Genomic DNA, 25853 nt, shown 5'->3' with positions numbered 1-25853 from the left:
ATGATCGGCCTCGTGGTGATGAGGTTCCTCGGCATCACGCTGGGGTGAGGGGGTACGAAGAGCCCTCGCCTAAGAGACGCCCTCGGCAAAAACAAAGGCGACCACTCGACCACATCCCCTTTGGAATTCTTCGAGGGTCACGCCGGCCGGCAATGGATGGCGTCCCTGGTCGCCGACAATCCATTCCGTGCCGTCTGTGCCGGCCGTCACAACGGCGGTCGCAAAAGCAGTTAGAAGGACTTCCATCCGATGCGAATTTGAACCGGCTTGCAAAAGCGGCTCGATATGGAGAAACGGGCGTTTGGATACGCTGCCATCCTCAGCCTTCAGCCAATCTCGGTCTGAAGAGATGAAAATCCAGGCGTTACGCTGGTCGACTTGGGCGGGTGTCGCAGCCATCAATAGAAGCTGCTGTACAAGAGCAGCTGCGCAGAATGACGCTCCCGGCGCTTCCATTCCGGCGCGGCTGTAAAGCTTGCGAATTACCGTAAGTGGATCGCCAACAATTTTTATATCGTCGATCGTGTATTTCCGCCCGGCCATCCTGGAGCGTACCACGAAGTGCGCAACCCCCTTACCCAACCTCTCCCCCGAGTGGGGGAGAGGCGTAAGAGAGGGAAGACGAGTGCAGTTACTGCACGACCTCGAAGAGGCCGGCGGCGCCCATTCCGCCGCCGATGCACATCGTCACGACGACGTTCTTGGCCTTGCGACGACGGCCCTCGATCAGGGCGTGGCCGGTGCAGCGCGCGCCGGTCATGCCGAACGGATGGCCGATCGAGATCGAGCCGCCGTTGACGTTCAGCTTCTCGTTGGGGATGCCGAGCTTGTCGCGGCAGTAGAGCACCTGCACCGCGAAGGCCTCGTTCAGCTCCCAGAGGTCGATGTCGTCCATCTTGAGGCCGAAGCGCTTCAGGAGCTTCGGGATCGCGTAAACCGGGCCAATGCCCATCTCGTCGGGCTCGCAGCCGGCGACGACCAGGCCCTTGTAGATGCCGAGCGGCTTCAGGCCGCGCTTGGCGGCTTCGGTGTCGCTCATGATGACCGCGGCGGAGGCGCCGTCCGAGAGCTGGCTGGCATTGCCGGCGGTGATCCACTTGTCGGGACCGGCGACCGGCTGCAGCTTGGCCAGGCCCTCGAGGGTCGTCTCGGGACGATTGCCCTCATCCTTGGTGAGCTTGACCGTCTTGCGGGTGGTCTCGTTGGTGTTCTTGTCGGTGACCAGCATCGTGGTCTCCATCGGCACGATCTCGTCGTCGAACTTGCCGGCCTGCTGGCCCGCCGCCGTACGAAGCTGGCTCTGCAGCGAGTACTCGTCCTGGGCCTCGCGGCTGATGCCGTAGCGCGCAGCGACCGTGTCGGCCGTCGTGATCATGGCGTGGTAGATGCCGGGCACATGCTCCTGGACCCACGGGTTCACCAAACGGTTCTTGTTGCCGCCCGGGGGACCCTGGACCAGCGACACCGACTCGAGGCCGCCGGCGATCATCACCGGCACCTTGTCGACCAGCACGCGCTGCGCGGCCATCGAGATGGTCTGCAGGCCCGACGAGCAGAAGCGGTTGACGGTCACGCCCGAGACGCTGACCGGGGCGCCGGCGCGCATGGCCGAGACGCGCGCGACGTTGGAGCCCGTGGTGCCTTCCGGCGCGGCGCAGCCCAGGATCACGTCCTCGACTTCGGCCAGGTCGACCTTGGCGCGCTCGGCGGCGTGCTTGATCACGTGCGCGCCCATGTCGGCGCCGTGCGTGTCGTTGAAGATGCCGCGGAATGCCTTGCCGATCGGCGTGCGGGCGGTGGAGACGATTACTGCATCAGCCATTTGAGCTTCCTTCCAGATAGAACCTTGTTGTTGCCTTCCCCCTCCCGGCCTCCCCCGTCTGACGGGGGAGGTGGGAATAATTCCTCCCCCGTCATACGGGGGAGGTGCCCGAAGGGCGGAGGGGGAAAGCCCCGAACGCGTTAGATCAGACGCTAGAGAACTTCTTGCCTTCCTGCACCAGCTTCTTGAGCAGCGGAGCAGGCTCCCAGAACGGGTCGCCGGAGAGGTCGCGATACTTCACCAGCGCGTCGTGGATGGTCTTGAGGCCGACGACGTTGTCGGCCCACCACATCGGGCCGCCGCGATAGACCGGCCAGCCGTAGCCGTTGACCCAGATCACGTCGATGTCGAGCGAGCGCTGGGCCATGCCTTCCTCGAGGATCTTGGCGCCCTCGTTGACCATCGGATAGAGCGCGCGCTCCAGGATCTCCTGGTCGGAGATGGCACGGCGCGTGATGCCGAGCTTCTTCGAGGTCTCCTCGATGATCTTCTCGACCTCGGGATCGGGGATCGGCGTGCGGTCGGGCAGATTGTACTTGTAGTAGCCCGCGCCGGTCTTCTGGCCGAAGCGGCCCAGCTCGCAGATCGCGTCGGCGACGTAGCCGGTGTAGCGCACGTTGCGCTGTTCCTTGTCCTTCTTGCCCTGGCGGATGCGCCAGCCCACGTCGTTGCCGGCGAGGTCGCTCATCGCGAACGGGCCCATCGGGAAGCCGTAGTCGTAGACCACCTTGTCGATCTGCTGGGGAAGGGCGCCTTCCTCCATCATGTAGGCCGACTGGATGCCCCGCATGCGCAGCATGCGGTTGCCGACGAAGCCTTCGCAGACGCCGACCAGGACCGGGATCTTGCCGATCTTCTTGGAGAACGACATGACCGTGGCGATGACGTCCTTCTCGGTCGCCTTGCCGCGCACGTTCTCCAGCAGCTTCATGACGTTGGCCGGAGAGAAGAAGTGCATGCCGATCACGTCGCCGGGCCGCTTGGTGTAGGTGGCGATCTGGTTGACGTCGAGGCCGGAGGTGTTGGTGGCCAGGATGGCGCCCGGCTTGGCGACCTCGTCGAGCTTCTTGAAGACGGTCTCCTTGACTTCCATCGTCTCGAACACCGCCTCGATGATGACGTCGGCATCCTTGAGATCGTTGTAGTCGAGCGTCGGCGTGATCAGCGCCATGCGCTTCTCGACGTCCTCGGCCTTCATGCCGCCGCGCTTGGCGGTGTTCTCGTAGTTGGTGCGGATGGTCTTGAGGCCGCGATCCAGCGCTTCCTGGCTGGTCTCGAGCATCGTCACGGGGACGCCTGCGTTGGCGAAGTTCATGGCGATACCACCGCCCATCGTGCCGGCGCCGATGATGCCGCCGGTCTTGATCTCGCGCTGCGGCGTGTCGGCCGGCACGTCCTTGACTTTTGCGGCCTCGCGCTCGGCGAAGAAGTAATAGCGCTGGGCGGCCGATTCCTGCGAGGTCAGCAGCTCGCTGAACAGCTCGCGCTCGCGCTTCATGCCCTCGTCGAACGGCAGTTCGACGGCGGCCTGAACGCACTTGATGATGTTCCACGGCGCCTTGAAGCCGCGCGCCTTGCGGGCGATCGACTTCTCGGTCTCGGCGAACAGTTCCGGCGACTCGAGCGTCACGGTGAGGTCGCGGACGCGGCGCAGCGGCGCCTTCTGCGCCAGCAGCATCTCGGTGTGGGCGATCGCGCCCTTCAGCAGGTCGCCTTCGACGATGGCATCGACGATGCCCTTGCTCTTGGCCTCGGCGGCTGGGATGTGACGGCCCGACAGGATGGCGTCGAGCGCGTACTTGGCGCCGGTGAGGCGCGGCAGGCGCTGGGTGCCGCCGGCGCCCGGAAGCAGGCCGAGATGCACTTCCGGCAGGCCCATGCGGGTGGTCGGCAGCGCGACGCGATAGTGCGCCCCCAGCGCGGTCTCGAGGCCGCCGCCCAGCGGCGTGCCGTGCAGCGCCGCCACGATGAGCTTGGGCGAGTTCTCCATGGTCGCGATGACGTCGTTCAGGTTCGGGCCCGACGGCGGCTTGCCGAACTCGCGGATGTCGGCGCCGGCGATGAAGGTGCGGCCGCCGCCGATCAGCACGATGGCATCGACGTTCGAATCCCGGCCGAACGCCTCGACGCCGTCCTTGATGCCGGCGCGTACCGCCGCGGCCAGCGCATTCACCGGCGGATTGTTGATGGTGAGGATTCCGATGCGCCCCTCTGTGGAGCGTATGACAGCGTCGGACATGGACGTTCTTCCCTGAGTGAGACCCGTAACGGACGGGTGGTCTTAGCAAGCTCTGGCTGCCCCGCCCAGCGGCCTTGCGTTTCGCTTTGCGGAGATAGGTGCAGGTACACAGCCTAGTTCCTGACAAAGTCAGACGCTATGCATCGCCCCCTAAAAACGAAACTGGGAGGCTATGAAAAAATGACCAAAGCAACGACCACCCGTCGCGGCCTGCTGCGGGCCGGTGCCGGCGCCAGCCTGATCGTCGCCGCGCCGTCGATCGTGCGTGCACAAGGTGCCGCATGGCCCAACAAGCCGATCACCATCGTCGTGAACTTTCCCGCCGGCGGCCTCACCGACGGCATCGCCCGCGCCTTCGGCCAATCTGTCAGCCAGACCACCGGCCAGCAGGTCATCGTCGACAACAAGCCCGGCGCCAGTGGCAATATCGGCGCGGCGCAGGTCGCCCGCGCGCCGGCCGATGGCTACACGTTCCTGCACTCGGTCTCGAGCACGCTCATTCAGAACCGAGTGATGTTCAAGACGTTGGGTTTCGATCCCGACAAGGACTTCACCATCGTCTCGGGCACCTCCTCGGGCGTGCTGCCGGTCGTCGTCCACAAGTCGCTGCCGGCCGAGGTCAAGGACCTCAAGTCGTTCATCGCATACGCCAAGACCAACAAGGTGAACTTCGGCTCGTGGGCGCTCGGCTCCTCGGCGCACATCTTTGCCCAGACGCTGAACGAGAAGTACGGGCTCACGATGGAGATCGTGACCTACAAGGGCGAGGCGCCGATGTGGCAGGACATGGGCGCGGGCCAGCTGCAGGCCGCCATGGGCAGCCCGCAGGCGATGAACGCCCTGATCGTGAAGGGCGATGTCCGTGGCATTGCCGCACCGTCGAAGGTGCGTGCCCGCCAGCTTCCCGACGTGCCGACCTCGCAGGAGCAGGGCTTCACCGACGACGCCTTCACCGTATCTGGGTGGCTGGCGCTGGCGGCACCTGCCGCGACGCCGAAGGACATCGTCAAGCGGATGTCCGACCTCTGGGTCGCGGCTGCCGATTCCGAGCCCGGCAAGAAGATGATGGACAGCTTCGCCCTCGTGGAGAAGCCGATGCCCCACGAGGAAGTCATGATCGACTACGAGCGGCTGAAGAAGACGCTCATCCCGCGCATCGTCGCGCTGGGCATTCAGCCGGTCTGACGATCACGAATCTCACCTCCCCCGTCAAACGGGGGTGGTGAGAATGAGGGCCCTCAGGCGGAGACCCGCGTCAGCGTCTCGTCGAACCAGCGCGCGAGGCCGGTCATGCGGGCGTCCTCGTGCTGCTGGCCCATCAGCTGCAGGCCGACCGGCATGCCGCCGACGCTCATCAGCGGCACGGTGACGACCGGCGCGAACAGCATCGAGCTGGGTGCATTGAACACGAAATTGCCGGTCGGATACGGCGCCAGCGGCTGGCCTGGCACGTCGCCCGACCAGACCGGTGCGGGGCCGGGGCAGGCGAGCGTGATCGCGGCGTCGGCCAGCTGCGCCATGGTCGCATGAATGCGCTGGGCATCCCCGCGCGCCAGCAGCGCCATGCGATAGTCGTCCAGCGTCATCTTCTCGGCCTTGGCGAGCGTGGCCTTGGCCCGTTCGCTGACGCCGGCGGGATTGCTGTCGACGATGCCGCGCTGGCTCCAGCGATTCTCCCAGCTCGTGACGCCGCCGCAGACGGCACGACCGTTGGCGATCGACTTCTCCAGGGCGTCGATCCAGGGATGGTCCTTGCGGCGGATCAGTTCGACGCCGGCATCGCGGAGCTGCTTCAGCAGGCCGTCGAAGGCGGCCTTGGTTGCGTCGTCGACCTCGACCCAGCCCTCGGTCTCCAGCACGACGAGGCGGTTGGGCTTGATGGCGGCGGGCAGGGTCGAGGGGCCCATCAGGCCGATCTCGCCGCGATCGCCGCCGGCACGCTGCGCGATCTCGATGGCGACCTGCCACATGTCCTGCAGCGAGTTGGCGTGCGGACCGTGCGTGCTCTGGCTGGTGGCCAGGCGTTCGCCGCGATTGATGCCGCCCTGCGTCGGCTTCAGCGCGAAGTTTCCGCAATAGGCGGCGGGGCGGATGATCGAGCCGCCGACCTGCGTACCGATGGCGGCCGGCACCATGTTGGCGCCCACCGCGGCGGCCGACCCGGAGGAGGAGCCGCCCGGCGTGCGCGTCGCATCGAACGGGTTGGTCGTGGCGCCGGGATGCGAGCCGCCCAGCTCGGCCGTCACCGCCTTGGCGAGGATCACCGCGCCGGCCTGGCGCAGCGCCCAGACGGCGGCATTGTCGCGCTTGGGGAAGTTGCCCTTGAAGGCCTCGCAGCCCATCTGGGTCGGCATGTCCTTGGTCTCGAGCAGGTCCTTGATGGCGAGCGGCATACCGTCGATCGAGGAGAGCGGCTTGCCGGCCTTCCAGCGCGCGCTGCTGGCGTCGGCGGCGTCGCGGGCGCCGGCTTCGTTGATGGCCGTGAAAGCCTTCACCACCGGCTCGCGCGCGGCCACGGTCTCGAGGCAGCGCTCGAGATAGGCACGCGGCGTGTCGCTGCCCTCGGCAAAGCGCTTCGTGGCGTCGTGGAAGGTAAGCGGCTTGAAATCACTGTACGCGGTCATCGTCGGTCGGTCCCCTATGGAAGGGAGCGACCCTAACACGATGCGTCAGCGCACCCGATAGCGCTCGATCGCGTCGGGATCGAAGGTGAAGCCGAGCCCGGGACGGTCGGGCACGGCGATGTGACCGTCCTCGACCGCGATCGCCTCGCGATAGAGCTTCGAGGTCCAGGGCATGTATTCCAGCCAGGTCGCGTTGGCGAAGGCGCCCAGCAGGCCGATGCTCTGCTGCGTGAAGAGATGGTTGGAGATGGCGATGTCGTGCGCCGCTGCGAGATGCGCCACCTTGACGAACTCGCTGACGCCGCCGACGCGGGCGAGATCGGCCATCCAGATATCGGCCGCGCCGTGCGCCAGCATCTCGCGGAAGCCGTAGCGCGTCGCCTCGGTCTCGCCGCTGGCGATCGGCGTGTCGAGCGCGGCCGCGACCCGGGCCGAGCCGCGATGATCGTAGGGCGCCACCGGCTCCTCGAACCAGGTGAGGTCGAAGTCTTCCAGCTTGCGGCCGAGCCGGATCGCATGATCGGCCGTGAAGCCGCGGCTGGCGTCGCACATCAGCGACACGCGGGGCCCGATCGCCTTGCGCACGGCGGCGACCCGCTCGACGTCTTCTTCCACATGCGCCTTGCCGACCCGCATCTTCACGCCGCGGAACCCTTCGGCGACGTAGCCGGCGGCTTCCTTCGCCAGCTCGTCGGGCGTCGCCGACAGCCACAGGCCGGCGCTGGAATAGACCGGGATGCGGTCGCGCGCGGCGCCCAGCAGGTGGGTGACCGACTGGCCGAGCGCCTTGCCCTTGGCATCCCACAGCGCGGTGTCGACGCCGGCGAGTCCGAAGATCGTCACGCCCTTGTGGCCGAGGAAGTAGAGCTCGCGCCACATCCTTTCCCAGAAGCGCTCGGCGTAGCGGATGTCTTCGCCAAGAAGTGCGGGCTTCAGGCTGTCGACCATCGCGCGCAGCACCTCGATGCGCCGTCCGCCCAGGGTGAACAGAAAACTCTCGCCGGTGACGCCGATGTCGGTGTCGACAAAGATCAATACGGCGCCAATGCGGTCGTTGCTGACGCCGCTCGAGTTGCGCGTCGGCCGGTCGAGCGGCACCTCGACGAGGATTGTCCTGAGATCGGTGACGCGCATGCCTGTCTCACTCCCGTTAGATTGCCTCGGTCGACATTGGTTCCGTCACGATAGTGTGTGAGGGGCGCGATGAACCGGCTTTGGAATACGGGCGTACCACACAACGACAAGGCTGCAAGAGATGCCGCCCTGTCGGGCCGACGGCGAGCGCGCCGGCGTCGGCCTCACTGCTCGAAGAACCCCAATCCAACTGGAGAGAAATCATGCTCAAGCGTCACACGCTTATCGCAGCCGCCGCCCTGTCCCTGGTTGCCGTCGCGCCGGCCTTTGCCCAGACCATGGCCCCGGCGTCCTCCTCGACCCCGGCAAATCCCATGGTCGGCGGCGCGCCGATGTATGCGAACAAGAACATCGTCGAGAATGCGGTCAACTCGAAGGACCATACGACGCTGGTGGCGGCCGTGAAGGCCGCAGGCCTGGTCGAGACGCTGCAGGGGCCCGGCCCGTTCACCGTGTTCGCGCCGACCGACGCCGCCTTCGCGAAGCTGCCGGCGGGCACGGTCGAGATGCTGGTCAAGCCCGAGAACAAGGCCAAGCTCACGAAGATCCTCACCTGTCATGTCGTGTCGGCCAATGCGATGTCACCGGCGATCGCAAAGATGATCGCGGACGACAAGGGCACGCATCCCGTCAAGACGGTCGGCGGCTGCGTCCTGCAGGCGAAGATGATGGGCGACAAGATCACGCTCACCGACGAGAACGGCAACGTTGCCACGGTGACGATCGCCGACGTGAAGCAGTCGAACGGTGTCATCCACGTGATCGACACGGTTCTCCTGCCGAAGGGCTGAGCTCCCTTCTTGCGATGAGGGGCGGCGGGGCTTTTCCCCGCCGCTTCCGTTTGCGCTAGGGTGCCCCGCATCCATTGGCCGGGACGCTCGTTGTCCGGCGCATTCACGGTGATCTCAGGGGCAGTCCATGACCAGCAGGCGGCCACGCATCGAGGGATTCGCGATCATCTCCCGCGAGGGCATGATCGCGGCGTCGGACGGGTCCTTCCCGGAGAACCTGAAGATCCCGGCCGACCAGAGATTTTATCAGGACTCGGTGGATCGGGCGGCCGCTGTCGCCAACGGCCGGCACTCCGCGGAAGGTGGTTCGAAGGAAGCGGCGCGCCGTCGCATTGTCCTGACCCGCCGCGTCGAGCGTGTGGTCCCAGATCCCGACAACGCGAACGCAATCCTCTGGAATCCTGCCTCGGCGCCCTTCGAAGAGGCGTGGATGAAGCTCAATCTCGCTGACGGAACCCTGGCCGTGGTCGGCGGTACCGACGTGTTCGGCCTGTTCCTCAACATCGGCTACGACGTCTTCTTCCTGACCCGAACCGACGCCAGCGTACCCAGTGGCCGGCCGGTCTTTCCGGGCGTCGGCAAGAGCGCGACGCCGGAGGAAGTGTTCGCCAGGCACGGCATGGTCCTGCGCGCCACCCGCATGCTCGACCCCGTGACGAACACTCGGCTCGAGGAGTGGGTACCCAAGGGCTAACCCCTGTCGTCCCGAGCGCCGCGAAGGACTCACGGATCGACCGCAGGACTCCGTTGCTGGCGTAAGATTCTTCGCGGCGCTCAGAATGACAGGAGCCGCTAAAACTCGACTACCAGCCCATCATGCGCCGCTTCGAGCGCGATCTCCGAACCGCGGCCTAAGAGCTCGGCGCTCATGTGGGTGACGATGGTGCGCCGGGCGCCGATCCGGGGCAGGTGATTGACCAGCGTCGTGTAGTCGATGTGGTACTTCATCGCCTTGTCGAAGAAATAGGCTTCGCAGATGAAGAGGTCGGCGTCGCGGGCTGCCGGGATCAGCTCCTCCACCCATTCGGTGTCGCCCGAGTAGGTGAGCACCTTGCCCTCCGTCTCGATGCGGAGCGCGTAGGAAGGTGCACCGCTATAGTGCTTCATCAGGTAGGGTGTGACGGTAAGGCCGTTCACCTCGACCCGCTCGTGCAGCTCCAGCTCACGGATCTCCAGGGCGAATTTGCGCTGCACCTGGGTCGAGCCCGCGAACATCGCTTCCATCACGGTCATCAGCCGGTCGCGAAAGCCAGGAGGTCCCGCCAGGAGGAGAGGGGCGGTGCGGCGGCTGACGAGCTGGGCATCAAGCAGGAAGAAGGGCAGGCCGGCGAAATGGTCGCCGTGCAGGTGGCTCACCAGCACGGTCGAGATCGCATTGGGCTCGACCTCCCACTTGCGGATCGCGACCATGGACGAGGCGCCGCAATCCACCAGCAGGTTGCCGTGCCGAGCGCGCTCGATATGAAAGCAGGTGTTGAACCGTCCGCCGCTGCCGAAGGCATCGCCGGATCCGAGGAACTGCAAACGCATCTTCTAGGGTGCCTGCTCCAGGCTCGAGACGATGTTGGTGAGCGTGGTGCGCCGCATGTCGCGCACCTCGCCCGAATCGAAGCGGCGGGCGCGATGCATCGTGGCCCGGTTGTCCCACATGACGAGGTCGAAGGGCCGCCAGACATGGGCGTAGACGAACGGACGCTGGGTGGCGTGTTCGGTGAGATCGCGCAGGAAGGCGCGCGCCTCGGGCATCGGCCAGCCCTCGATGCCGCCGGCATGACTGGCGAGATAGAGCGACAGGCGGCCGGAGCCCGGATGGCGGCGCACCAGGCGCTGGCGCACCGGTGCCCACTTCGCGCGCTCGGCCTCGGTGAAGTCCTCGAAGCCCAGCATGCCGCGCGAATAGATCTGACTGTGCAGGCAGATGAGGTCGTGGACCTCGCGCTTCTCTGCCTCACTGAGCGCATCGTAGGCCGCGCGCATGTCGGCGAACTCGGTGTTGCCGCCAGCCGACGGAATGGTGCGCGCCGAGAGGAGCGAGTAGAGCGCCGGCACGTCCTTGAACGAACTGTCGGAGTGCCAGAGCTGGTTGCCGAGGCTGAACAGACGGCGGCGATCGTCGCGCGCCAGAACATTGCCGTGGCGGTCGAGATTCGAGATGTCGTTGAGGTCCATGCTCATGCGCCGTTCCTCGGGCGGCATGATGTCCCCGGTTGCCTGTTCGAGTGGTCCGAGCTGGCGGCTGAAGGCGAGCTGGCTCTCGTCGCCGAGATGCTGGTCGCGGAACACCAGCACGCCGTACTGGTTCATCCCGTCATGGATGAAGGAGACGTCCTCGTCGCTCAGGCGCCGTGTGGGGTCGATGCCCGAGACTTCGCCGGCGAAGAACGGACGGTTCTGCGGATCGAGGGGGCGAATGGCTTTGCTCATGGTCGGTAGAGGCTAGCGCGCTTGGGAACGGCCGGCGAGGCGCGTGGACTGAATTTTGCTATTCTTGCCCGCAATGCAGCATGACTCGTCGGCTACGCCGCGCCGCACCATCGGCAAGGCGGAACTCTTCCTCGGCTTCCTCAAGATCGGCCTGCTGGGCTTCGGCGGCGTGGCGCCGTGGGCCCGCCACATCATCGTCGAGGAGCGGGGCTGGCTCACCGACCGCGAGTTCGCCGAGATCCTGGGCATCGGTCAGGTCCTGCCAGGACCGAACACGATCAACGCCGCCGTCATCATCGGCGACCGCAACCAGGGGATCGTCGGCGTCTTGCTCTGCCTTCTGGGCCAGATGGCGATGCCCCTGGTCATCGTGACCCTCCTGGCCATCGTTTACGAACGTGTCGCCACCATCCCCGAGGTGGGAGCCGCGTTGATCGGAGCGGCGGCGGCCTCCGCCGGTCTGGTTCTGGGCACGGCGCTCAAGATGATCCGCAACATAAGGCCGACGCCGCTCTCCTATGCGATCGGCGCGGCGGGCTTCGCCGCGATCGGGCTGCTGCGCTGGCCGCTCGTGCCCGTGGTGCTCGTGCTGGTGCCGACCGCCCTCGCCGCGACCTTGTGGGAGCGCCGCAAGTGACCGGCGTGCTCGCCGAACTGGCACGGACGTTCGCGCTGCTGTCGCTGGTCTCGATCGGCGGCGTGAACGCGCTGCTGCCCGAGATCCACCGCCAGGTCGTCGACATCCACGGCTGGATGACCGACGCGGCCTTCGCGACTGCCTTCGCCATCGCCAATGCCTCGCCCGGTCCCAATGTTATCTTCGTCAGCCTGATCGGCTGGCAGGTTGCGGGCCTGTCGGGCCTGCTGGTGGCGACACTCGCCCTCCTGATTCCGTCCAGCGCGCTCGCCTATTTCGCCGCCCGTGCGCTCACGCGCTGGTCATATCATCCGGCCGTGGCCGTGCTGCGCGACGCGTTGATACCGGTCGCGCTCGGCATGATGCTGGCTTCCGGCCTCTCGATGATGCGCACCGTGGACCACGACGTCGTCACCGTCCTGATCAGTCTCGCCACCACCGTCTTCGTCTACACGACACGGCGCAATCCCCTGTGGGCGCTGGGGAGCGGCGCGATCGTCAACGTGGCGGCGCTGTATTTCTCTTAATTCGGATTGGGCTCCGGTGCTCTCTCGGCCGGCCGCGCCTTCGGCAGTTCCGACCATTCGCGGAACAGGCGGCCATTATCCTGGTCGAAATGCTCGTCGAGGGCCGTCGCCGACTGGATGCGTTCGACGCGGAAGTTGCGATAGCCGTTGCGCAGCTCGCACCAGGCGCCGACCAGCGTGACGTCGACATAATAGGCCATGGCGATCGGCCAGATGGTGCGGTTGGTGCGCCGGCCCTTCGCGTCGGCATAGGCGATGTGGAGCTTGCGGCTGTCGCGGATCGCGGCGCGCACGTCGGCGAGGTCGACGCCGCGTGGTTCGACCGTGTCGCCGGGCGAGACGTAGAAGGGCGTCGAGGTGAGCTGCCGGCGCAGCGCTTCGGGGAGCACCACCGTCACCTTGGAGAAGACGCTGTCGGCCGCCTCCTGCAGCTTGGCATCGCGCAGGCGGCGGACCAGGCGCGCCCCGATGGCGATGGCCTCGACCTCGTCTTCCGTGAACATGAGTGGCGGCAGATCGAAGCTCTTGCGCAGCACGTAGCCGATCCCGGCGGCGCCATCGATCGGGACGCGGCGGGCCTGCAGGGTCGCGATGTCGCGATAGATGGTGCGCGGCGTCACTTCGAGCTCGGCTGCGAGCGTCGCAGCGGTCACCGGCCCCATGGCTGTCCGCAGGTGCTGGATGATGTCGAACAGGCGGTCGGAGCGGCGCATCGGGCCCTTTTTTATGGGCCTCTTTTACTACTGACACAACGCTGTCAGCAGGCCCTCCGTATGGTGTCGGCATTGCCAAACGCGGGAGAGACCGATGCCCAGAATTGAAATGACGATGCCGCATGTGCCGGCGCTGTCCGAGTTCGCCCGGCGCAACACAGTCCCAACCTCGCCGGTCGTTCGGGCGGGCGACTGGGTCTATGTCTCGGGCCTGCCGCCGGTCAATCCGGAGACCGGCGGCTACGACATCCTGCCGATCGACGCGTAGGCGCGGCGGGTGCTCGATCATCTGAAGTCGTGCCTGGAGGCGGCGGGCTCGGCGCTGGATCGCGTGGTGAAGTGCAACGTCTACTGCTCGAACCGGCCTATTTCGGGACCATCAACACGGTCTACGCCGAGTATTTCGGAGACCACAAGCCCGCGCGTGTCTTCGTGTGCACGGCAGGCTGGTTCGGTCCCTTCGATCTCGAGATCGACTGTGTCGCCCTCGCGAACTAGGCAGGCTTTCGTCGGCACGGCGCTGCTTGCGGCCTCGGCCGTCGCCTATTCGAGTGCCGGCTTCTACACGCGCCTGATCGACCTCGACGCGTGGACGATGCTGTTCTGGCGCGGCGTCTTCGGTGGCCTGTTCCTCGCTGCCATGCTGGCGTGGCGCGAGCAGGGGCGGATCGTGCCGGCAGTGTGCGCCATCGGCCGGGACGGTCTGCTGATCGTGTTGTGCTCGGCGCTGGCGACCATCTGCTTTCTGAATGCCCTTCGCCTGTCGACGGTGGTCGATGTGCTGGTGATCGACGCCACCATCCCCTTCGTGACGGCGGGCATCGCCTGGCTGGTGATCGGCGAACGAGAGGACTGGGTGACCCTGGCCGCCACGGTCGCGGCCGTCGTCGGTGTGGCCGTGATGATGGGGGCAGCGGCGTCGGGTGGACGAGTGGCGGGTAACCTGCTGGCCTTCGGCATGGCTGTGCTGATGTCGGTCGTGCTGGTTTTGATCCGGCGCAATCCCGGGATCAGCATGCTACCGGCGGTCGGGGCTTCGGCTTTCCTCTGTGCGCTGATCGTGGTGCCGTTCGCGCGGCCGCTGTCGGTGAGCGGCGAGGAACTGCTCCTGCTCGCCCTGTTTGGCGCGAGCCAGTTCGGCCTCGGCCTGTTGCTGCTCGCCCTGGGCACGCCGCTGGTGTCCGCGACACGCGGCGCCCTGATCGGCGTGCTGCAGACGCCGCTCGGCACGCTCTGGGTCTGGCTGGCCTTCGCCGAGCAGCCGGGCTGGACGACCCTTGCGGGAGGGGCAATCGTCGTTGCGGCCGTGGTTTGCGACATCGCGATCCGCCGTCCACAGGAGGCAATAACGTAACGATTCTCGCGGGTTGACGGCAGGCTACGTGCTTCTTACATTTGAACAGTTATTCAAATGTCGAAAGCAAAGAAAACCCTCCTCTCCGACGACCACGCCGTGGCGCTGGCGGACCTGTTTCGGCTGCTGGGCGATCCGACCCGGCTGAAGATCGTGGTCTCCTGCCTGCGCACGCCGCTCGCGGTGTCGGACATCGCCGAGCGGCTCGGCCTCTCGGTGTCGCTGGTCAGCCATCATCTGCGGCTGCTGAAGGGCGCGCGTCTGGTACGGGCCGACCGGCAGGGCAAGCAGGTCTACTACGAGGCCGACGACCTCCATGTTCGCCGCATGGTCGAGGACATGGTCAACCACATCGCGGAGCACTGACATGAGCGCGAGCTGCCACTCTCATTCGCACGGTCCGGGGCACAGTCATGATCACGGCGCCGCCGCAGCTTCCTCGCCCGCCTACCGCCGCATCCTGTGGATCGCGCTGGCGGTGAACCTCGCGATGTTCGCGATCGAGATCAGCGCCGGTGTCGCCGCGCAGTCGGTCTCGCTGCTGGCCGACTCGCTCGACTTCCTGGGCGACGCCGGCAACTACGGCATCAGCCTGTTCGTGCTGGGCATGGCGATCCAGTGGCGCGCCCGCGCTTCGCTGCTCAAGGCCGCCAGCATGGGCGCCTTCGGCCTGTGGATCGCCATCACCACGATCAATCACGCACTGGCCGGCACCGTGCCGGCGGCGCCGGTGATGGGTGTGGTCGGCGCCCTGGCGCTGGCCGCCAACTTCGGCGTGGCGCTGCTGCTCTATCGCTGGCGCGAGGGCGACAGCAACATGCGCTCGGTGTGGATCTGCACGCGCAACGACGCGATCGGCAACGTGGCCGTGCTGGTCGCCGCCGCGGGCGTGTTCGGCTCGGGCACCGGCTGGCCGGACTATGTCGTCGCCGCGATCATGTCCGGCCTCGCCCTGGTCGGCGCCTTCCAGGTGACGCGCCATGCGATTGCAGAGCTGCGTCAGTCCCGGGAGGCCCCACCCGAGACCAAGGCTCACGCGGTCGGGAGCTTGTAGTCCTCGAACTGTTTGCGCAGGGCGGTCTTCAGGATCTTGCCGGTGGCGCCGTGCGGGATCGCCTCGATGAACTGCACGTCGTCGGGCATCCACCACTTGGCGATCTTGCCGTCGAGGAACTTCAGGACATCGCCCTTTTCGACCGAGGCGTCGGGACGACGGACGACGATGAGCAGGGGGCGCTCGTCCCACTTGGGGTGAGCTACTCCGATCACCGCGGCTTCGGCCACGCCGGGGCAGCCCATGGCGGCATTTTCAAGGTCGATCGAGCTGATCCACTCGCCGCCCGACTTGATCACGTCCTTGGAGCGGTCGGTGATGACCACCGAGCCGTCGCTCTCGATCTTGCAGACGTCGCCGGTATGGAACCAGTCGTTCTCGAGGAACTGGCTCTTGCCGTCGCCCTTCATATAGCCCTTCACGATCCACGGACCGCGCACGACCATGTTGCCCGAGACGCTGCCGTCCAGCGGCAGATCGTTGCCGGCATCGTCGATGATCTTCATCTCGCAGCCGAAGACGGGGCGGCCCTGCTTAGCGGTGATGGCGAAGCGCTCGGCATCTGGCAGGTTACGCTCGCCCCTGTTGAACCGCGTCAACGTGCCGAGCGGGCTCATCTCGGTCATGCCCCAGCCCTGGGCGACCTCGACTTCATGCTCCTTCCAGAAGCGCTCGATCATGGCGTAGGGAACGGCCGAGCCGCCGATCAGGGTGCGCTTGACCGACGACATCTTGAGCTTGTTCTGCTGGCAGTAGTCGAGCAGGGCCAGCCACACGGTCGGCACGCCGGCCGACAGGGTCACCTGCTCCTTGTCGAGCAGCTCATAGATGCTGGCGCCGTCGAGCTTGAAGCCGGGGAACACCAGCTTGGTGCCGCAGAAGGGGCCGGCATAGACGAGGCCCCAGGCATTGGCGTGGAACATCGGCACGACGGGAAGGATGGTGGTGTCGGGGTCGAGCGCCAGCACCGGGCCCGAGCACATCATCATCGAATGGATCATCGTGGAGCGATGCGAGTAGAGCACGCCCTTGGGATTGCCCGTGGTGCCCGACGTGTAGCAGAGCGACGAGGCGGTCTTCTCGTCGAACTCCGGCCAGGTGAGCGTGCCCGGCTTGTCGGCGATCAGCTCCTCGTAGCAGAGCAGCTTGGGGATCTTGGTCGAGGTCGGCATGTGGGCGCGGTCGGTCATGACCACGACATGCTTCACGGTCTTGAGCTGGTCCCAGACGCCCTCGACGATCGGCATCAGGTTAAGGTCGACGAAGAGGATCTGGTCCTCGGCATGGTTGGCGATATAGGCCACATGCTCGGGCGCCAGGCGCGGGTTCAGCGTGTGCAGCACCGCGCCGATGCCGGAGATGCCGAAATAGAGTTCGAAATGCCGGTAGGTGTTCCACGCGATGGTGCCGACCCGGTCGCCCAGCTTGATGCCGAGCCCCTGCAGCGCCTCGGCGAGCTGCTTGGCGCGCTTGTGCGCGTCCTTGTAGCCGTAGCGGTGAATCGGCCCCTCGACGGTTCGCGTCACGATCTCGACGTCGGGATAGGCGGCGGCCGCATAGTCGATGATCTGCGAGATCAGCAGCGGACGGTCTTGCATCAAACCCAGCATGGCGTTTCCTCTCTTACGCGCGCCGCTCGATATGTAGGCTTCTTAGGGTTAGGAGCGGCTTGATGTCCGGTTCTAGACCGAGTCCTTGCCCGCCGGGAAGGCTGACGCGGCCGTCACGGACCGAAAAAACATCCTGCAGGATGCCTTCGCGCAGGGGATTGGGGTTGGCATCGACCTCGAGCAGGCCGGGGCCGCGCACCGCGGCCAGCAGGTGCAGCGAGTGAAGAAGGCCGATGCCGCCGCCCAGGAAATGCGGGCAGAAGGTGCGGCCGGCCGCGAGGGCGGCGCGGGCGACCGGCAGGCAGCCCGATTGGCCGCCCCATTTGGCGGCATCGGGCTGGATCACCCCGAACAGGCCGCTGTCGATCATCTCCTGGAACGGCCCGGCGCCACGCATATTCTCGCCGCCGGCCAGCCGGGTCGGCGCCATGGCGGCAACCTGGGTCCATTCGGACAGCGGCCGGTCCGCCATCAGCGGCTCCTCAATCCAGTCCAGTCCGAACTCGGCAAGCCGGGGTGCCATCGCACACGCACTGCGCAGGTCCCAGCTCTGGTTGGCGTCGACCATCAGCCGCTCGCCTTCCTGCAACTCGGCAGCCACCGGGCGCAGCGAGCCTAGATCGGTCTCCTCGCCGAAGCCGACCTTGATCTTGAAGGCGCGATAGCCCGCGGCGCGCATGCGGCCCACCGTGTCGTAGGCCGCGCTGCCGGGGTTGAGGCCCGACGCATAGACGGGGACGGGCGTATTATCGGTCCCGCCGAGCGCCCGCCACAGCGGCAGGCCGCGCTTGCGCGCGCGCAGGTCGTGGATCGCCAGGTCGAGGCCGGCCGCTGCGGCGGAGAGCGCGCCGGCATCGCCGCTCTGCACGCGCAAGACGTGAAGCGCCCGGTCGATCTCGCTCCACAGGCCGATCGGATCGTCGAGCGATCTGCCGAGCGCGCGCGGCGCCACGATGTCGGCGAACAGCAGCGCGCGATGCTCGGCGGCGGTGTTGGGAAAGTTGCACCAGATCTCGCCCCAGCCCCGGGCGCCGTCGGAATCCTCGACCTTCACGAACACGGCGGCGCGTTCGGTCATGGTGCCGAAGGAGGTGCGGACGGGCTCCGCGATGGGGGTGCGGAAGACGTGGGCTTCGACGCGGGCGAGGGTCGCCCCGCTAATAGTCACATTTGCCTCCCGAGCCCCGGCTTTCTGCCGGTGGCGCAGAAAGTCTAGTCGTTTGGTTCGCTGAACGTAAGCTTGTTGGCGAACGGGTCGGTCACCGTGACCGTGCGCGCACCCCACGGTTGGTCCTCGAGACCCGGGCGCGCGTAGCGATACTTCTTCTCGGTGAGCTCGCGATGGAGATCCACGATGCCCTTGGTCTGGATCATCATCGCCGCACCCGGCGCACCATCGCCGTGATGCTCGGTGAGATGGAGCACGACGCCGGCGCGGGAAATCTGCGCGTACACCGGCGCATTGTCGTCGAAGCGATGCTCCCAATCCCAAGTGAAGCCCAGGAAGTCGACGTAGAATTCCTTGGCCTTGGCGACATCGAAGATGCGCAGGATCGGAATGACGGGTCCAAGCTTCATCGCATCGCTCATTCAGCAGCCTTCGCGTCGGAGTTCAGCAGGTCGTAGGTCCGCTTCTGATATTCGACCATGTAGTCGGTGTAGCAGGTCGTCGCGTACTTCGGCGGTCTGTCGGGGCCCACCGTGGTCGGCACCGCGGCGATCGGCCAGTCGATGGCGTTGTCGCAGAAGAAGGCCAGCGCATAGCGCTCGCCGCCGCTGCGATTGACGGCGCGATGCGGCGTGGCAAGGCAGACATCGTTGGTCCAGCGCTGGAGCAACTGTCCGCCGTTTACGAGGTAGGCGTCGGGCAGGACGGGTGCCTCTATCCAGCGCCCGTCCCGGCTGCGGATCGACAGGCCGGGCACATCGTTGGGCGCCAACAGGGTGAGGAAGCTGGTGTCGGTGTGCGGCGCAATGCCGAACTCGTCGTCGGCGAGGGCCGGCTGGTTGGGATAATGCGTCATGCGCAGCTTGTATTGCGGCTCGGCGAACGCCGCGTCGAAATATGCCGGCGGCAGGCCGAGGGCGCGGGCATAGAGCGGCATCAGCCTGCCGACCAGCCGCTCCAGGGTGTCGCAATAGGCGACGACGGCCTCGCGAAAGCCCGGGAGGTCCGACGGCCACCGGTTGGCGCTGCGGAAGCGCCGGTCGGCCAGGACGTCGGGGTGGTCGGCCGGGAGATCGCGCGCGACGAAGAAGGCTTCGTTGAGATTGGGCTTGGTTACGGTCTGGACCGTGGAGGTGCGCAGCGTGTCGCCCCGCATCGGCAGGTAGCCGACATTATGCTTGTCGATCCTGACGTCCATCTTGCGGTCCAGCGGCAGGGCATGAAACCGTGCGGCCTGATGGAAAGTGTTGCGGATCAGATCCGGCGGCACGCCGTGATTGACCACGAAATAGAAACCGATTTCAGTCAGCGCAGCGCGCAGCTCCCGGGAGGCGCGCTCGACTGCGCAAGGTTCGCCCGCCAGACAGGGGCCGACGTCGATGATGGGGATGGCGTCGGCGCGCGGGGTCATTCGGCAGCCTGCTGGGCCTCCGTGTTGAGCACGTCGTAGTTCCGCTTCAGGTACCAGGTCATGTAGTCGCTGTACCAGGTCGTGGGATATTTTGGCGGCTTGTCGGGGCCGACCGTGGTCGGTACGGCGGCGACCGGCCAGTCGATGCCGCTGTCGCAGAAGAAGGGGAGGGCATAGCGTGCGCCGGCCGTCTTGTTGATGGCGCGGTGCGGCGTCGCGAGGAACAGGTCGTTGGTGTAGCGCTGCAGCATCTGCCCGCCATTCACGACATACGCATTGTCGATCGCCGGCATGTCGATCCAGCTGCCGCTCTGGCTGCGGATCGACAGGCCCTGCACTTCATTAGGGGCAAGGAGGGTGAGGAAGCTGGTGTCGGTGTGCGGCGCCAGGCCAAACTCGTCGTCCACCGGACCGTCCTGCGGCGGATAGTGCGTCATGCGCATCGAGAACATCGGCTCGGCGAATGCGGTGTCGAAATAGTTGGCCGGCAGGTCGAGGGCGCGGGCGTAGAGCCGCACCATCTTCTGCACCAGCCGCTCCATCTCGTTGCAATAGTCGAGGACGGTGTCGCGGAAGCCAGGCAGGTCGGGCCAGCGGTTGAGGCCGCGGAAGCGGCGGCCCGACAGCACGTCGGGATGATCCGTCGCCATCTCGCGCTTCACGAAGAAGGCTTCGTTGAGATTGGCCTTGGTGCCCGTCTGGACGGTCGAGGTGCGCAGCGTGTTGCCCCGCATCGGTAGGTAGCCGGTATTGTGCTGGTCGAGCTTCAGCTCGAGCTTCTTCTCGACCGGCTGGTCGTGGAAGCGCTTCACCTCGGCGAACATGGCGGCGATCTTCTCGCGCGCGATGCCGTGGTTCACGATGAAGTAGAAGCCGATTTCGGTGAGCGCGAAGCGCAGCTCCCTGGCCGTGCGGTCCATCGCGCCGGGTTCGCCCGCGAGGTAGGGGCCGAGGTCGATGACGGGAATCGTTTCGGTGGCCACGGTCTGCTCCTCCTCGGGCTCCCTATTTCGCCCGGAACCGACGATAATGCTCCCACGGCGCCGCGGTCCAGCGCGCACGGAAGGAATGTCATGATCTTCGGAATTCTGGCCCTGGTGACGGCGTCGCTCTTTGCCGGTGCGGCCTTCTACGTGAGCTTCGCCGAGCATCCGGCCCGCTCCGAACTCGACGATCGCGCACAGCTCCAGCAGTGGAAGCCCGCCTACAAGCGCGGCGCGATCATGCAGGGCACACTTGCCGCCCTGGGCTTCGTGCTGGGCATGGCGGCGTGGTGGCAGACGCGCGACGAACTCTGGATCGTCGGCGCGATCATGCTGGGCTCGAACTGGGCCTATACGGCCCTGATGATCCTGCCCGTCAACGCTGAGCTGAAGGCAATCGAACTCGACGATGCCGGCGAGGACAGCCACACGCTGCTGCGCCGCTGGGGCAAGCTGCACGTCAAGCGGACGATGCTCGGCGTCGGCGCCACCTTGCTGTTTCTGTGGGCGGCGTTGAGCTGAGATTCGGCGCGAGCCTGATAAATCATGTCATCCTGAGCGAAGCGAAGGATCTCACGCGCGCCAGGGAGTTCTTCGGTCGCTCCGCCAGGTCCTTCGCTCCGCTCAGGACGACAATTAAGCCGTCGGCAGCTTGTAGTCCTTGAAGTCCTCGCGCAGGCGGGTCTTCAGGATCTTGCCGGTGGCGGTGTGGGGGATCGCCTCGACGAACTGCACGTCGTCGGGCAGCCACCATTTGGCGACCTTGGTCGCGAGGAACTCGACCAGTTCCTGCTTGTCGATCTGGGCGTCGGGCTTCTTGTGCACGATCAGCAGCGGGCGCTCGTCCCACTTCGGGTGCGCGACGCCGATCACCGCCGCCTCGGCGACGCCGGGATGCGCCATGGCGGCGTTCTCGAGGTCGATCGAGCTGATCCACTCGCCGCCGGACTTGATCACGTCCTTGGAACGGTCGGTGATCTGCATGTAGCCGTCGGGATCGATGGTGGCGACGTCGCCGGTGGCGAACCAGCCGCCTTCGCGAAGCACCTCGCCGCCTTCACCCTTGAAGTAGCCCGAGGTGATCCAGGGGCCGCGCACCAGCAGGTCGCCGAACGCCTTGCCGTCGCGCGGCAGTTCGTTGCCGGCATCGTCGACGATCATCATCTCGACGCCGTAGGGCGGGCGGCCCTGCTTGAGGCGGACTTCCAGGAGGTCCGCCGGCGAGAAGTCGAGATGCTTTTCCTTGGGATGATTGACCGTGCCCAGCGGGCTCATCTCGCTCATGCCCCAGGCATGCAGCACCTCGACCCCGAACTCCTTGTCGAAGGTCTCGATCATCGCGGGCGGGGCGGCCGAGCCGCCGATCACGGCGTACTTCACGGTCGAGAGCTTGAGCTTGTTGGCCTTCATGTGGTTCAGCAGCGCGAGCCACACGGTCGGCACGCCGGCGGTGAAGGTGACGCGCTCCTTCTCAAACAGTTCGTGCAGGCTGGCGCCGTCGAGGGCGACACCGGGGAAGACGAGCTTGGCGCCGACCAGGGCCGCCGAATAGGGCAGGCCCCAGGCGTTGACGTGGAACATCGGGACCACCGGCAGCACGACCGAACGGGCCGAGAGGTTCAGCGTGTCGGGCAGCGCCGCGCCGTAGGCGTGCAGGATCGTCGAGCGATGGTGATAGAGCACACCCTTGGGATTGCCCGTCGTGCCCGACGTGTAGCAGAGCGAGGAGGCGGTGCGCTCGTCGAACTCCGGCCATTCGTAGGTGCCGGGCTTGTCGGCGATCAGCTCCTCGTAGACCAGCAGGTTGGGGATGTTGCAGTCCTTGGGGAGATGGGCGCGGTCGGTCATCGCCACGACGTGGCGCACGCCCTTCATCTGCGGCAGCAGCTTCTCGACGGCCGGGAGCAGGTTGAGGTCGACGAAGAGGAGCTGATCGTCGGCGTGGTTGACGATGTAGACGATCTGCTCGGGGAAGAGCCGCGGGTTGATCGTGTGGCAGACCGCGCCCATGCCGGAGATGCCGTAGTAGAGCTCGAAGTGCCGGTAGCCATTCCAGGCCAGGGTTCCGATGCGGTCGCCGACCTTGATGCCGAGGCCGAGCAGGGCTTCGGCGACCTTCTTCGCGCGCTTGTTCGCATCGCGGTAGGTGTAACGGTGGATCGGGCCTTCCACGGTGCGTGAGACGATCTCGGTGTCGCCGTGGTTGAGGGCGGCATGCTCGATGAGCTGCGAAATCAGAAGCGGGCGATCCTGCATGAGGCCGAGCATCGGGGCGTCTCTCCTGTCGTGTCGTCTGGCGGCTGGGCGCCAATTGCCTTAGGTTCGGGAAGACATCCTTTGGGGGAGAATCGATGAAACGGTCAAGCTGTGGCGGCGCCTTGACGATGGGTGCGTTCGCCGCCACCTGGGCGTTTCCGGCGATCGCCCAGACGGTGACGGGGGGCCACACCGCCGCGGCCGGTTTCCTGTTGCTGCTGACCGAACGGTTCGAATTCACGGTCGCCCAGCTTCCTGCACTCGGCACGCATCTCCTGGGCCTGCCGCAGGCGATCGGCGGCATGACGGCGCTCTTTCTCGCCGGAATCGTCGTCGCCGGCCTCGTGGCCGAAGCCATCGCCCGCCAGATCCTGAGCCGCGCCCGGGTCCGCGCCTTCGACCGTCTGGCGAGCAAGACGCCATTGCGTGCCTTCTTTCGCGCCCTGCTGCTCGACGCGCTGGCGCTGGTGGCGCTGGCCGTTGCCGGCAGGCTGGTGCTGGGCCAGCTCGGCCCGTCCGACAGCCTGGGCGCCAAGCTCGGCCAGATGGTGCTCCACACACTCGTCTACTGGCGCGCCTTCAACCTGGTGTTCCGCGCGTTCCTGCGCCCGCACCTGCCGGAGGGCCGGATCGCACCAGTCGACGACGGTACGGCGCGCCGCCTGCTGGCCGCGCTGGACCTCGTGATTCTGCTGCCGTTGGTGGGCAGTCTCGCGGCGCGCGCGCTCGAGGCGACGGGCGCAAACCGCGAAATGACGAGTGCCGCCATCATCCTCTACGTACCGCTCATCTCGGTACTGTTGCTCGTCATCGTCTGGCGCTGGCGTTTCGACATGGCGGCCTGGTTGACGGCCATGGTGCCCCCGACCGGCTTCAGCCGCGAACTCAAGCTCGATGCGGCGCGCAACTGGTGGATGGGCGGCCTGTTCTTCTACGCGCTGCTGGGCGTCGCCTCGGTCTACGCTGCCCTGACGGAGAGCGGCACCGCGGCGCGCGGCATGTCGACCATCGAATCGGCCCTGATCGCGTTGCTGCTGTTCGAGACGCTGATGCACCGCATCACAAGGCACATCGTCTCCGAACTGCCGATGGCGGGCGACGTGGTGGCCGACTGCCTGCGCCTGCTCGTGCGCCTCTATGTTGCGATCCTGATCGCCGAGGCCGTGATGGTCCGCGTCCTGGCCGCGGCGACCGCCGAAGAATGGGTGGCGCAAGATCGCGGGGCCAAGATGGCGGCGATCAGTGCGGTGGCGATCTACGCCGGCTGGCGGTTTCTGAAGTACCGCATGGACTCCTACATCGCCTCCAATCCGCTGCCCTCGGCGGACGTATCGGGCGATTCCGAGGAGGAGGTCCAGGTCGCCGCCTCTCGCCTGCGCACCCTGATGCCGCTGCTGCGCGTCGTCGCCGCCTCCACCATTGCCGTCGTCGGCGGTCTGCTGGTTCTGTCGGAGCTCGGTGTCAACATCACGCCGCTGATCGCCGGCGCCTCGGTGTTCGGCCTCGCCGTCTCCTTTGGCAGCCAGTCGCTGGTCCGCGATATCGTGTCGGGTATCTTCTTTCTGGCCGAGGATGCCTTCCGCATCGGCGAGTATGTCGACTGCAGCAAGGTCAAGGGCACGGTCGAGGACTTTAGCGTGCGCTCGCTGAAGCTGCGCCACCAGAACGGCCAACTCCACATCGTGCCGTTCGGCCAGGTCGGTTACATCACCAACTTCAGCCGCGACTGGACGGTGGTGAAGTTCAACATCGCCTTCGCCAACGGCACCGACATCGAGCTTCTGCGCAAGACGGTGAAGAAGATCGGCCTCGCGATGATGGAGGAGCCAGCCTACAAGCCGATCCTGCTGGATCCGCCCAAGATGCAGGGTGTCGTCGACATCAAGGACAATTCTCTGATCGTGCGCTTCAAGTTCATGGCGCGCCCGAAGAACCCGACCCTGGTCCAGCGCATGGTGATCCGGCGCATGTACGAGCAGTTCCCGGCGCTTGGCATTCAGTTCGCCACCGGCAACAATTATCCATTTCCGCTGCCAGCAACGCCGGGCGCACCGCCACAGGCAGCCGAGCCGACCTCCAAGGCTGCGACGGCCGCCGAGGCGCCGCCCCAGGCTGCGGAATAGAACCCAGAGGAGAGACAGATGCAGAAGCGCAAACTCGGAAAGTCCGACCTGGAATTTGTTCCCATCGCCTTCGGCGGCAATGTCTTCGGCTGGACCGCCGACGAGGCGACCTCGCACAAGCTTCTCGACGCCTTCGTCGATGCCGGCTTCTCCTTCGTCGACACCGCCGACGTCTATTCGCGCTGGTTCCCGGGCAACAAGGGCGGCGAGAGCGAAACGGTGATTGGCACCTGGCTCAAGAAGGACCCGTCCAAGCGGGAGAAGATCGTGCTCGCCACCAAATGCGGCATGGGCCTGCCGAGCGGCGCGCTTTCTGCCAAGAACATCAAGGAGTCGGTCGACGCCTCGCTGAAGCGGCTCAACACGGACCGCATCGATCTCTTCCAGTCGCACAAGGACGACAAGGACACGCCCCAGGAGGAGACTCTCTCGACTTACGGCGAGCTCGTGAAGGCCGGCAAGATCCGGTTCATCGGCGCCTCCAACTTCGACGCGCCGCGCCTTGCCGAGGCCGCGAAGATCGCCAAGGAAAAGGGCCTGCCGCGCTACGAGAGCCTGCAGCCGCATTATAATCTGATGGAGCGCGGCCTGTTCGAGGGCGCGCTGGAGGACGAGTGCCTGAAGGAGGGGATCGGCGTGATCCCGTACTACTCGCTGGCCAGCGGCTTCCTGACGGGCAAGTACCGCTCCGAAGCCGATGTCGGCAGCGCCCAGCGCGGCGCGGGCGTGAAGAAGTACATCAATCCCAAGGGCACGGCCGTCCTGAAGGCGCTCGACGACGCCGCCAAGAGCAACGGTGCCACGCTGGCGCAGGTGGCGCTCGCCTGGCTGCTGCAGCGCAAGGCGATCACCGCGCCGATCGTCAGCGCAACGAGTCTCAAGCAGCTCGACGACGTGCTCAACTCGACGACCCTCGAGCTCGATCCCGAGTCGGTCGCCGCCCTCGACAAGGCCAGTGCACCGGCCTGAGACGGGAGGGCCCT

27 protein-coding genes are annotated in these 25853 nt (G+C 66.2%); 13 read left to right on the top strand and 14 right to left on the bottom strand.

The annotated features are described in order from the left end of the window. Positions 1-69 precede the first annotated feature (69 nt). The 3 genes from ACQY78_RS06405 to ACQY78_RS06395 all read right to left on the bottom strand — a co-directional run bounded on the left by ACQY78_RS06405 (position 70) and on the right by ACQY78_RS06395 (position 4061). A complete protein-coding gene (locus ACQY78_RS06405) occupies positions 70-543 on the bottom strand; it encodes a hypothetical protein (RefSeq protein ID WP_428683824.1) in 474 nt (157 codons plus the stop codon). 88 nt (positions 544-631) lie between these two features. Then, on the bottom strand, positions 632-1822 hold the full coding sequence (locus ACQY78_RS06400) for an acetyl-CoA C-acyltransferase (RefSeq protein ID WP_428683822.1): 1191 nt from the start codon (positions 1820-1822) through the stop codon (positions 632-634). A gap of 145 nt (positions 1823-1967) precedes the next feature. Further along, on the bottom strand, positions 1968-4061 hold the full coding sequence (locus ACQY78_RS06395) for a 3-hydroxyacyl-CoA dehydrogenase NAD-binding domain-containing protein (protein ID WP_428683820.1): 2094 nt from the start codon (positions 4059-4061) through the stop codon (positions 1968-1970). Positions 4062-4241: 180 nt separating this feature from the next. Here ACQY78_RS06395 and ACQY78_RS06390 point away from each other — a divergent pair, with 180 nt between their 5' ends. Then, complete coding sequence (locus ACQY78_RS06390; protein ID WP_428683818.1) at positions 4242-5246, top strand: Bug family tripartite tricarboxylate transporter substrate binding protein; 1005 nt, start codon at positions 4242-4244, stop codon at positions 5244-5246. Positions 5247-5299: 53 nt separating this feature from the next. On the opposite strand, the gene ACQY78_RS06385 is transcribed toward ACQY78_RS06390, so the two are convergent. Continuing rightward, positions 5300-6685 (bottom strand): amidase, encoded by a 1386-nt coding sequence (locus tag ACQY78_RS06385; RefSeq protein ID WP_428683816.1) that lies wholly within the window; start codon positions 6683-6685, stop codon positions 5300-5302. Between the two features lie 45 nt (positions 6686-6730). Next, complete coding sequence (locus tag ACQY78_RS06380; protein ID WP_428683814.1) at positions 6731-7819, bottom strand: mandelate racemase/muconate lactonizing enzyme family protein; 1089 nt, start codon at positions 7817-7819, stop codon at positions 6731-6733. 278 nt (positions 7820-8097) lie between these two features. Here ACQY78_RS06380 and ACQY78_RS06375 point away from each other — a divergent pair, with 278 nt between their 5' ends. Next, positions 8098-8610, top strand: a complete 513-nt coding sequence (locus tag ACQY78_RS06375; protein ID WP_428686329.1) for a fasciclin domain-containing protein — start codon at positions 8098-8100, stop codon at positions 8608-8610. A 127-nt stretch (positions 8611-8737) separates the two neighbouring features. Next, positions 8738-9304, top strand: a complete 567-nt coding sequence (locus ACQY78_RS06370) for a dihydrofolate reductase family protein (protein WP_428683812.1) — start codon at positions 8738-8740, stop codon at positions 9302-9304. A 98-nt stretch (positions 9305-9402) separates the two neighbouring features. Here the strand turns inward: ACQY78_RS06370 and ACQY78_RS06365 are convergent, their stop codons facing one another. Together ACQY78_RS06365 and ACQY78_RS06360 are read right to left on the bottom strand one after the other, a co-directional pair. Further along, positions 9403-10140 carry an MBL fold metallo-hydrolase gene (locus tag ACQY78_RS06365; protein ID WP_428683810.1) on the bottom strand — a complete coding sequence of 246 codons (738 nt, stop codon included), beginning with the start codon at positions 10138-10140 and terminating at the stop codon, positions 9403-9405. Between the two features lie 3 nt (positions 10141-10143). After that, positions 10144-11034, bottom strand: coding sequence for a TauD/TfdA dioxygenase family protein (locus ACQY78_RS06360; RefSeq protein WP_428683808.1), 891 nt, complete (start codon positions 11032-11034; stop codon positions 10144-10146). 73 nt (positions 11035-11107) lie between these two features. On the opposite strand from ACQY78_RS06360, the gene ACQY78_RS06355 reads away from it, so the two are divergent. Both ACQY78_RS06355 and ACQY78_RS06350 read left to right on the top strand, forming a co-directional pair. Next, positions 11108-11671: a chromate transporter gene (locus tag ACQY78_RS06355; protein WP_428683806.1), complete on the top strand. Its 564-nt coding sequence runs from the start codon at positions 11108-11110 to the stop codon at positions 11669-11671. Beyond that, complete coding sequence (locus ACQY78_RS06350) at positions 11668-12198, top strand: chromate transporter (RefSeq protein WP_428683804.1); 531 nt, start codon at positions 11668-11670, stop codon at positions 12196-12198. The genes ACQY78_RS06355 and ACQY78_RS06350 overlap by 4 nt, the downstream gene beginning before the upstream one ends. Here ACQY78_RS06350 and ACQY78_RS06345 read toward each other — a convergent pair. Continuing rightward, positions 12195-12911, bottom strand: coding sequence for a helix-turn-helix transcriptional regulator (locus ACQY78_RS06345; protein WP_428683802.1), 717 nt, complete (start codon positions 12909-12911; stop codon positions 12195-12197). The genes ACQY78_RS06350 and ACQY78_RS06345 overlap by 4 nt on opposite strands. Before the next feature lie 94 nt (positions 12912-13005). Here ACQY78_RS06345 and ACQY78_RS06340 point away from each other — a divergent pair, with 94 nt between their 5' ends. The 5 genes from ACQY78_RS06340 to ACQY78_RS06320 all read left to right on the top strand — a co-directional run bounded on the left by ACQY78_RS06340 (position 13006) and on the right by ACQY78_RS06320 (position 15319). Next, on the top strand, positions 13006-13179 hold the full coding sequence (locus ACQY78_RS06340; protein WP_428683800.1) for a hypothetical protein: 174 nt from the start codon (positions 13006-13008) through the stop codon (positions 13177-13179). Between the two features lie 71 nt (positions 13180-13250). After that, on the top strand, positions 13251-13409 hold the full coding sequence (locus tag ACQY78_RS06335) for a hypothetical protein (protein ID WP_428683798.1): 159 nt from the start codon (positions 13251-13253) through the stop codon (positions 13407-13409). Beyond that, a complete protein-coding gene (locus tag ACQY78_RS06330; protein WP_428683796.1) occupies positions 13390-14265 on the top strand; it encodes a DMT family transporter in 876 nt (291 codons plus the stop codon). Before ACQY78_RS06335 ends, ACQY78_RS06330 begins: the two co-directional genes overlap by 20 nt. Positions 14266-14322: 57 nt before the next feature. After that, complete coding sequence (locus ACQY78_RS06325) at positions 14323-14631, top strand: ArsR/SmtB family transcription factor (protein ID WP_298314864.1); 309 nt, start codon at positions 14323-14325, stop codon at positions 14629-14631. A 1-nt stretch (position 14632) separates the two neighbouring features. Next, complete coding sequence (locus tag ACQY78_RS06320; RefSeq protein WP_428683794.1) at positions 14633-15319, top strand: cation transporter; 687 nt, start codon at positions 14633-14635, stop codon at positions 15317-15319. Here the strand turns inward: ACQY78_RS06320 and ACQY78_RS06315 are convergent. From ACQY78_RS06315 to ACQY78_RS06295, 5 genes are read right to left on the bottom strand one after another with little or no spacing between them, the layout of a single operon-like run. Further along, complete coding sequence (locus ACQY78_RS06315; protein ID WP_428683792.1) at positions 15298-16929, bottom strand: long-chain-fatty-acid--CoA ligase; 1632 nt, start codon at positions 16927-16929, stop codon at positions 15298-15300. The two genes, ACQY78_RS06320 and ACQY78_RS06315, sit on opposite strands and share 22 nt — an antisense overlap. A 13-nt stretch (positions 16930-16942) precedes the next feature. Then, a complete protein-coding gene (locus tag ACQY78_RS06310) occupies positions 16943-18097 on the bottom strand; it encodes a mandelate racemase/muconate lactonizing enzyme family protein (RefSeq protein ID WP_428683790.1) in 1155 nt (384 codons plus the stop codon). A gap of 44 nt (positions 18098-18141) precedes the next feature. After that, a complete protein-coding gene (locus ACQY78_RS06305) occupies positions 18142-18519 on the bottom strand; it encodes a glyoxalase superfamily protein (protein WP_428683788.1) in 378 nt (125 codons plus the stop codon). After that, a complete protein-coding gene (locus tag ACQY78_RS06300) occupies positions 18516-19508 on the bottom strand; it encodes an isopenicillin N synthase family dioxygenase (protein WP_428683786.1) in 993 nt (330 codons plus the stop codon). The genes ACQY78_RS06305 and ACQY78_RS06300 overlap by 4 nt, the downstream gene beginning before the upstream one ends. Continuing rightward, complete coding sequence (locus ACQY78_RS06295) at positions 19505-20491, bottom strand: isopenicillin N synthase family dioxygenase (protein ID WP_428683784.1); 987 nt, start codon at positions 20489-20491, stop codon at positions 19505-19507. Before ACQY78_RS06295 ends, ACQY78_RS06300 begins: the two co-directional genes overlap by 4 nt. Before the next feature lie 90 nt (positions 20492-20581). Between ACQY78_RS06295 and ACQY78_RS06290 the strand changes: the two genes are divergently transcribed. Continuing rightward, on the top strand, positions 20582-21013 hold the full coding sequence (locus ACQY78_RS06290; protein ID WP_428683782.1) for a DUF1772 domain-containing protein: 432 nt from the start codon (positions 20582-20584) through the stop codon (positions 21011-21013). A gap of 114 nt (positions 21014-21127) precedes the next feature. Here the strand turns inward: ACQY78_RS06290 and ACQY78_RS06285 are convergent, their stop codons facing one another. Next, positions 21128-22759, bottom strand: a complete 1632-nt coding sequence (locus ACQY78_RS06285; RefSeq protein WP_428683781.1) for a 3-(methylthio)propionyl-CoA ligase — start codon at positions 22757-22759, stop codon at positions 21128-21130. Between the two features lie 83 nt (positions 22760-22842). Between ACQY78_RS06285 and ACQY78_RS06280 the strand changes: the two genes are divergently transcribed. Together ACQY78_RS06280 and ACQY78_RS06275 are read left to right on the top strand one after the other, a co-directional pair. Next, on the top strand, positions 22843-24870 hold the full coding sequence (locus ACQY78_RS06280; protein WP_428683779.1) for a mechanosensitive ion channel family protein: 2028 nt from the start codon (positions 22843-22845) through the stop codon (positions 24868-24870). Positions 24871-24888: 18 nt separating this feature from the next. Further along, positions 24889-25839: an aldo/keto reductase gene (locus ACQY78_RS06275; protein WP_428683777.1), complete on the top strand. Its 951-nt coding sequence runs from the start codon at positions 24889-24891 to the stop codon at positions 25837-25839. Positions 25840-25853 lie beyond the last annotated feature (14 nt).

The sequence above is a fragment of the Reyranella sp. genome (assembly GCF_965279625.1).
GTDB lineage: Bacteria > Pseudomonadota > Alphaproteobacteria > Reyranellales > Reyranellaceae > Reyranella.
This window is presented reverse-complemented; position numbering and strand designations above follow the sequence as displayed.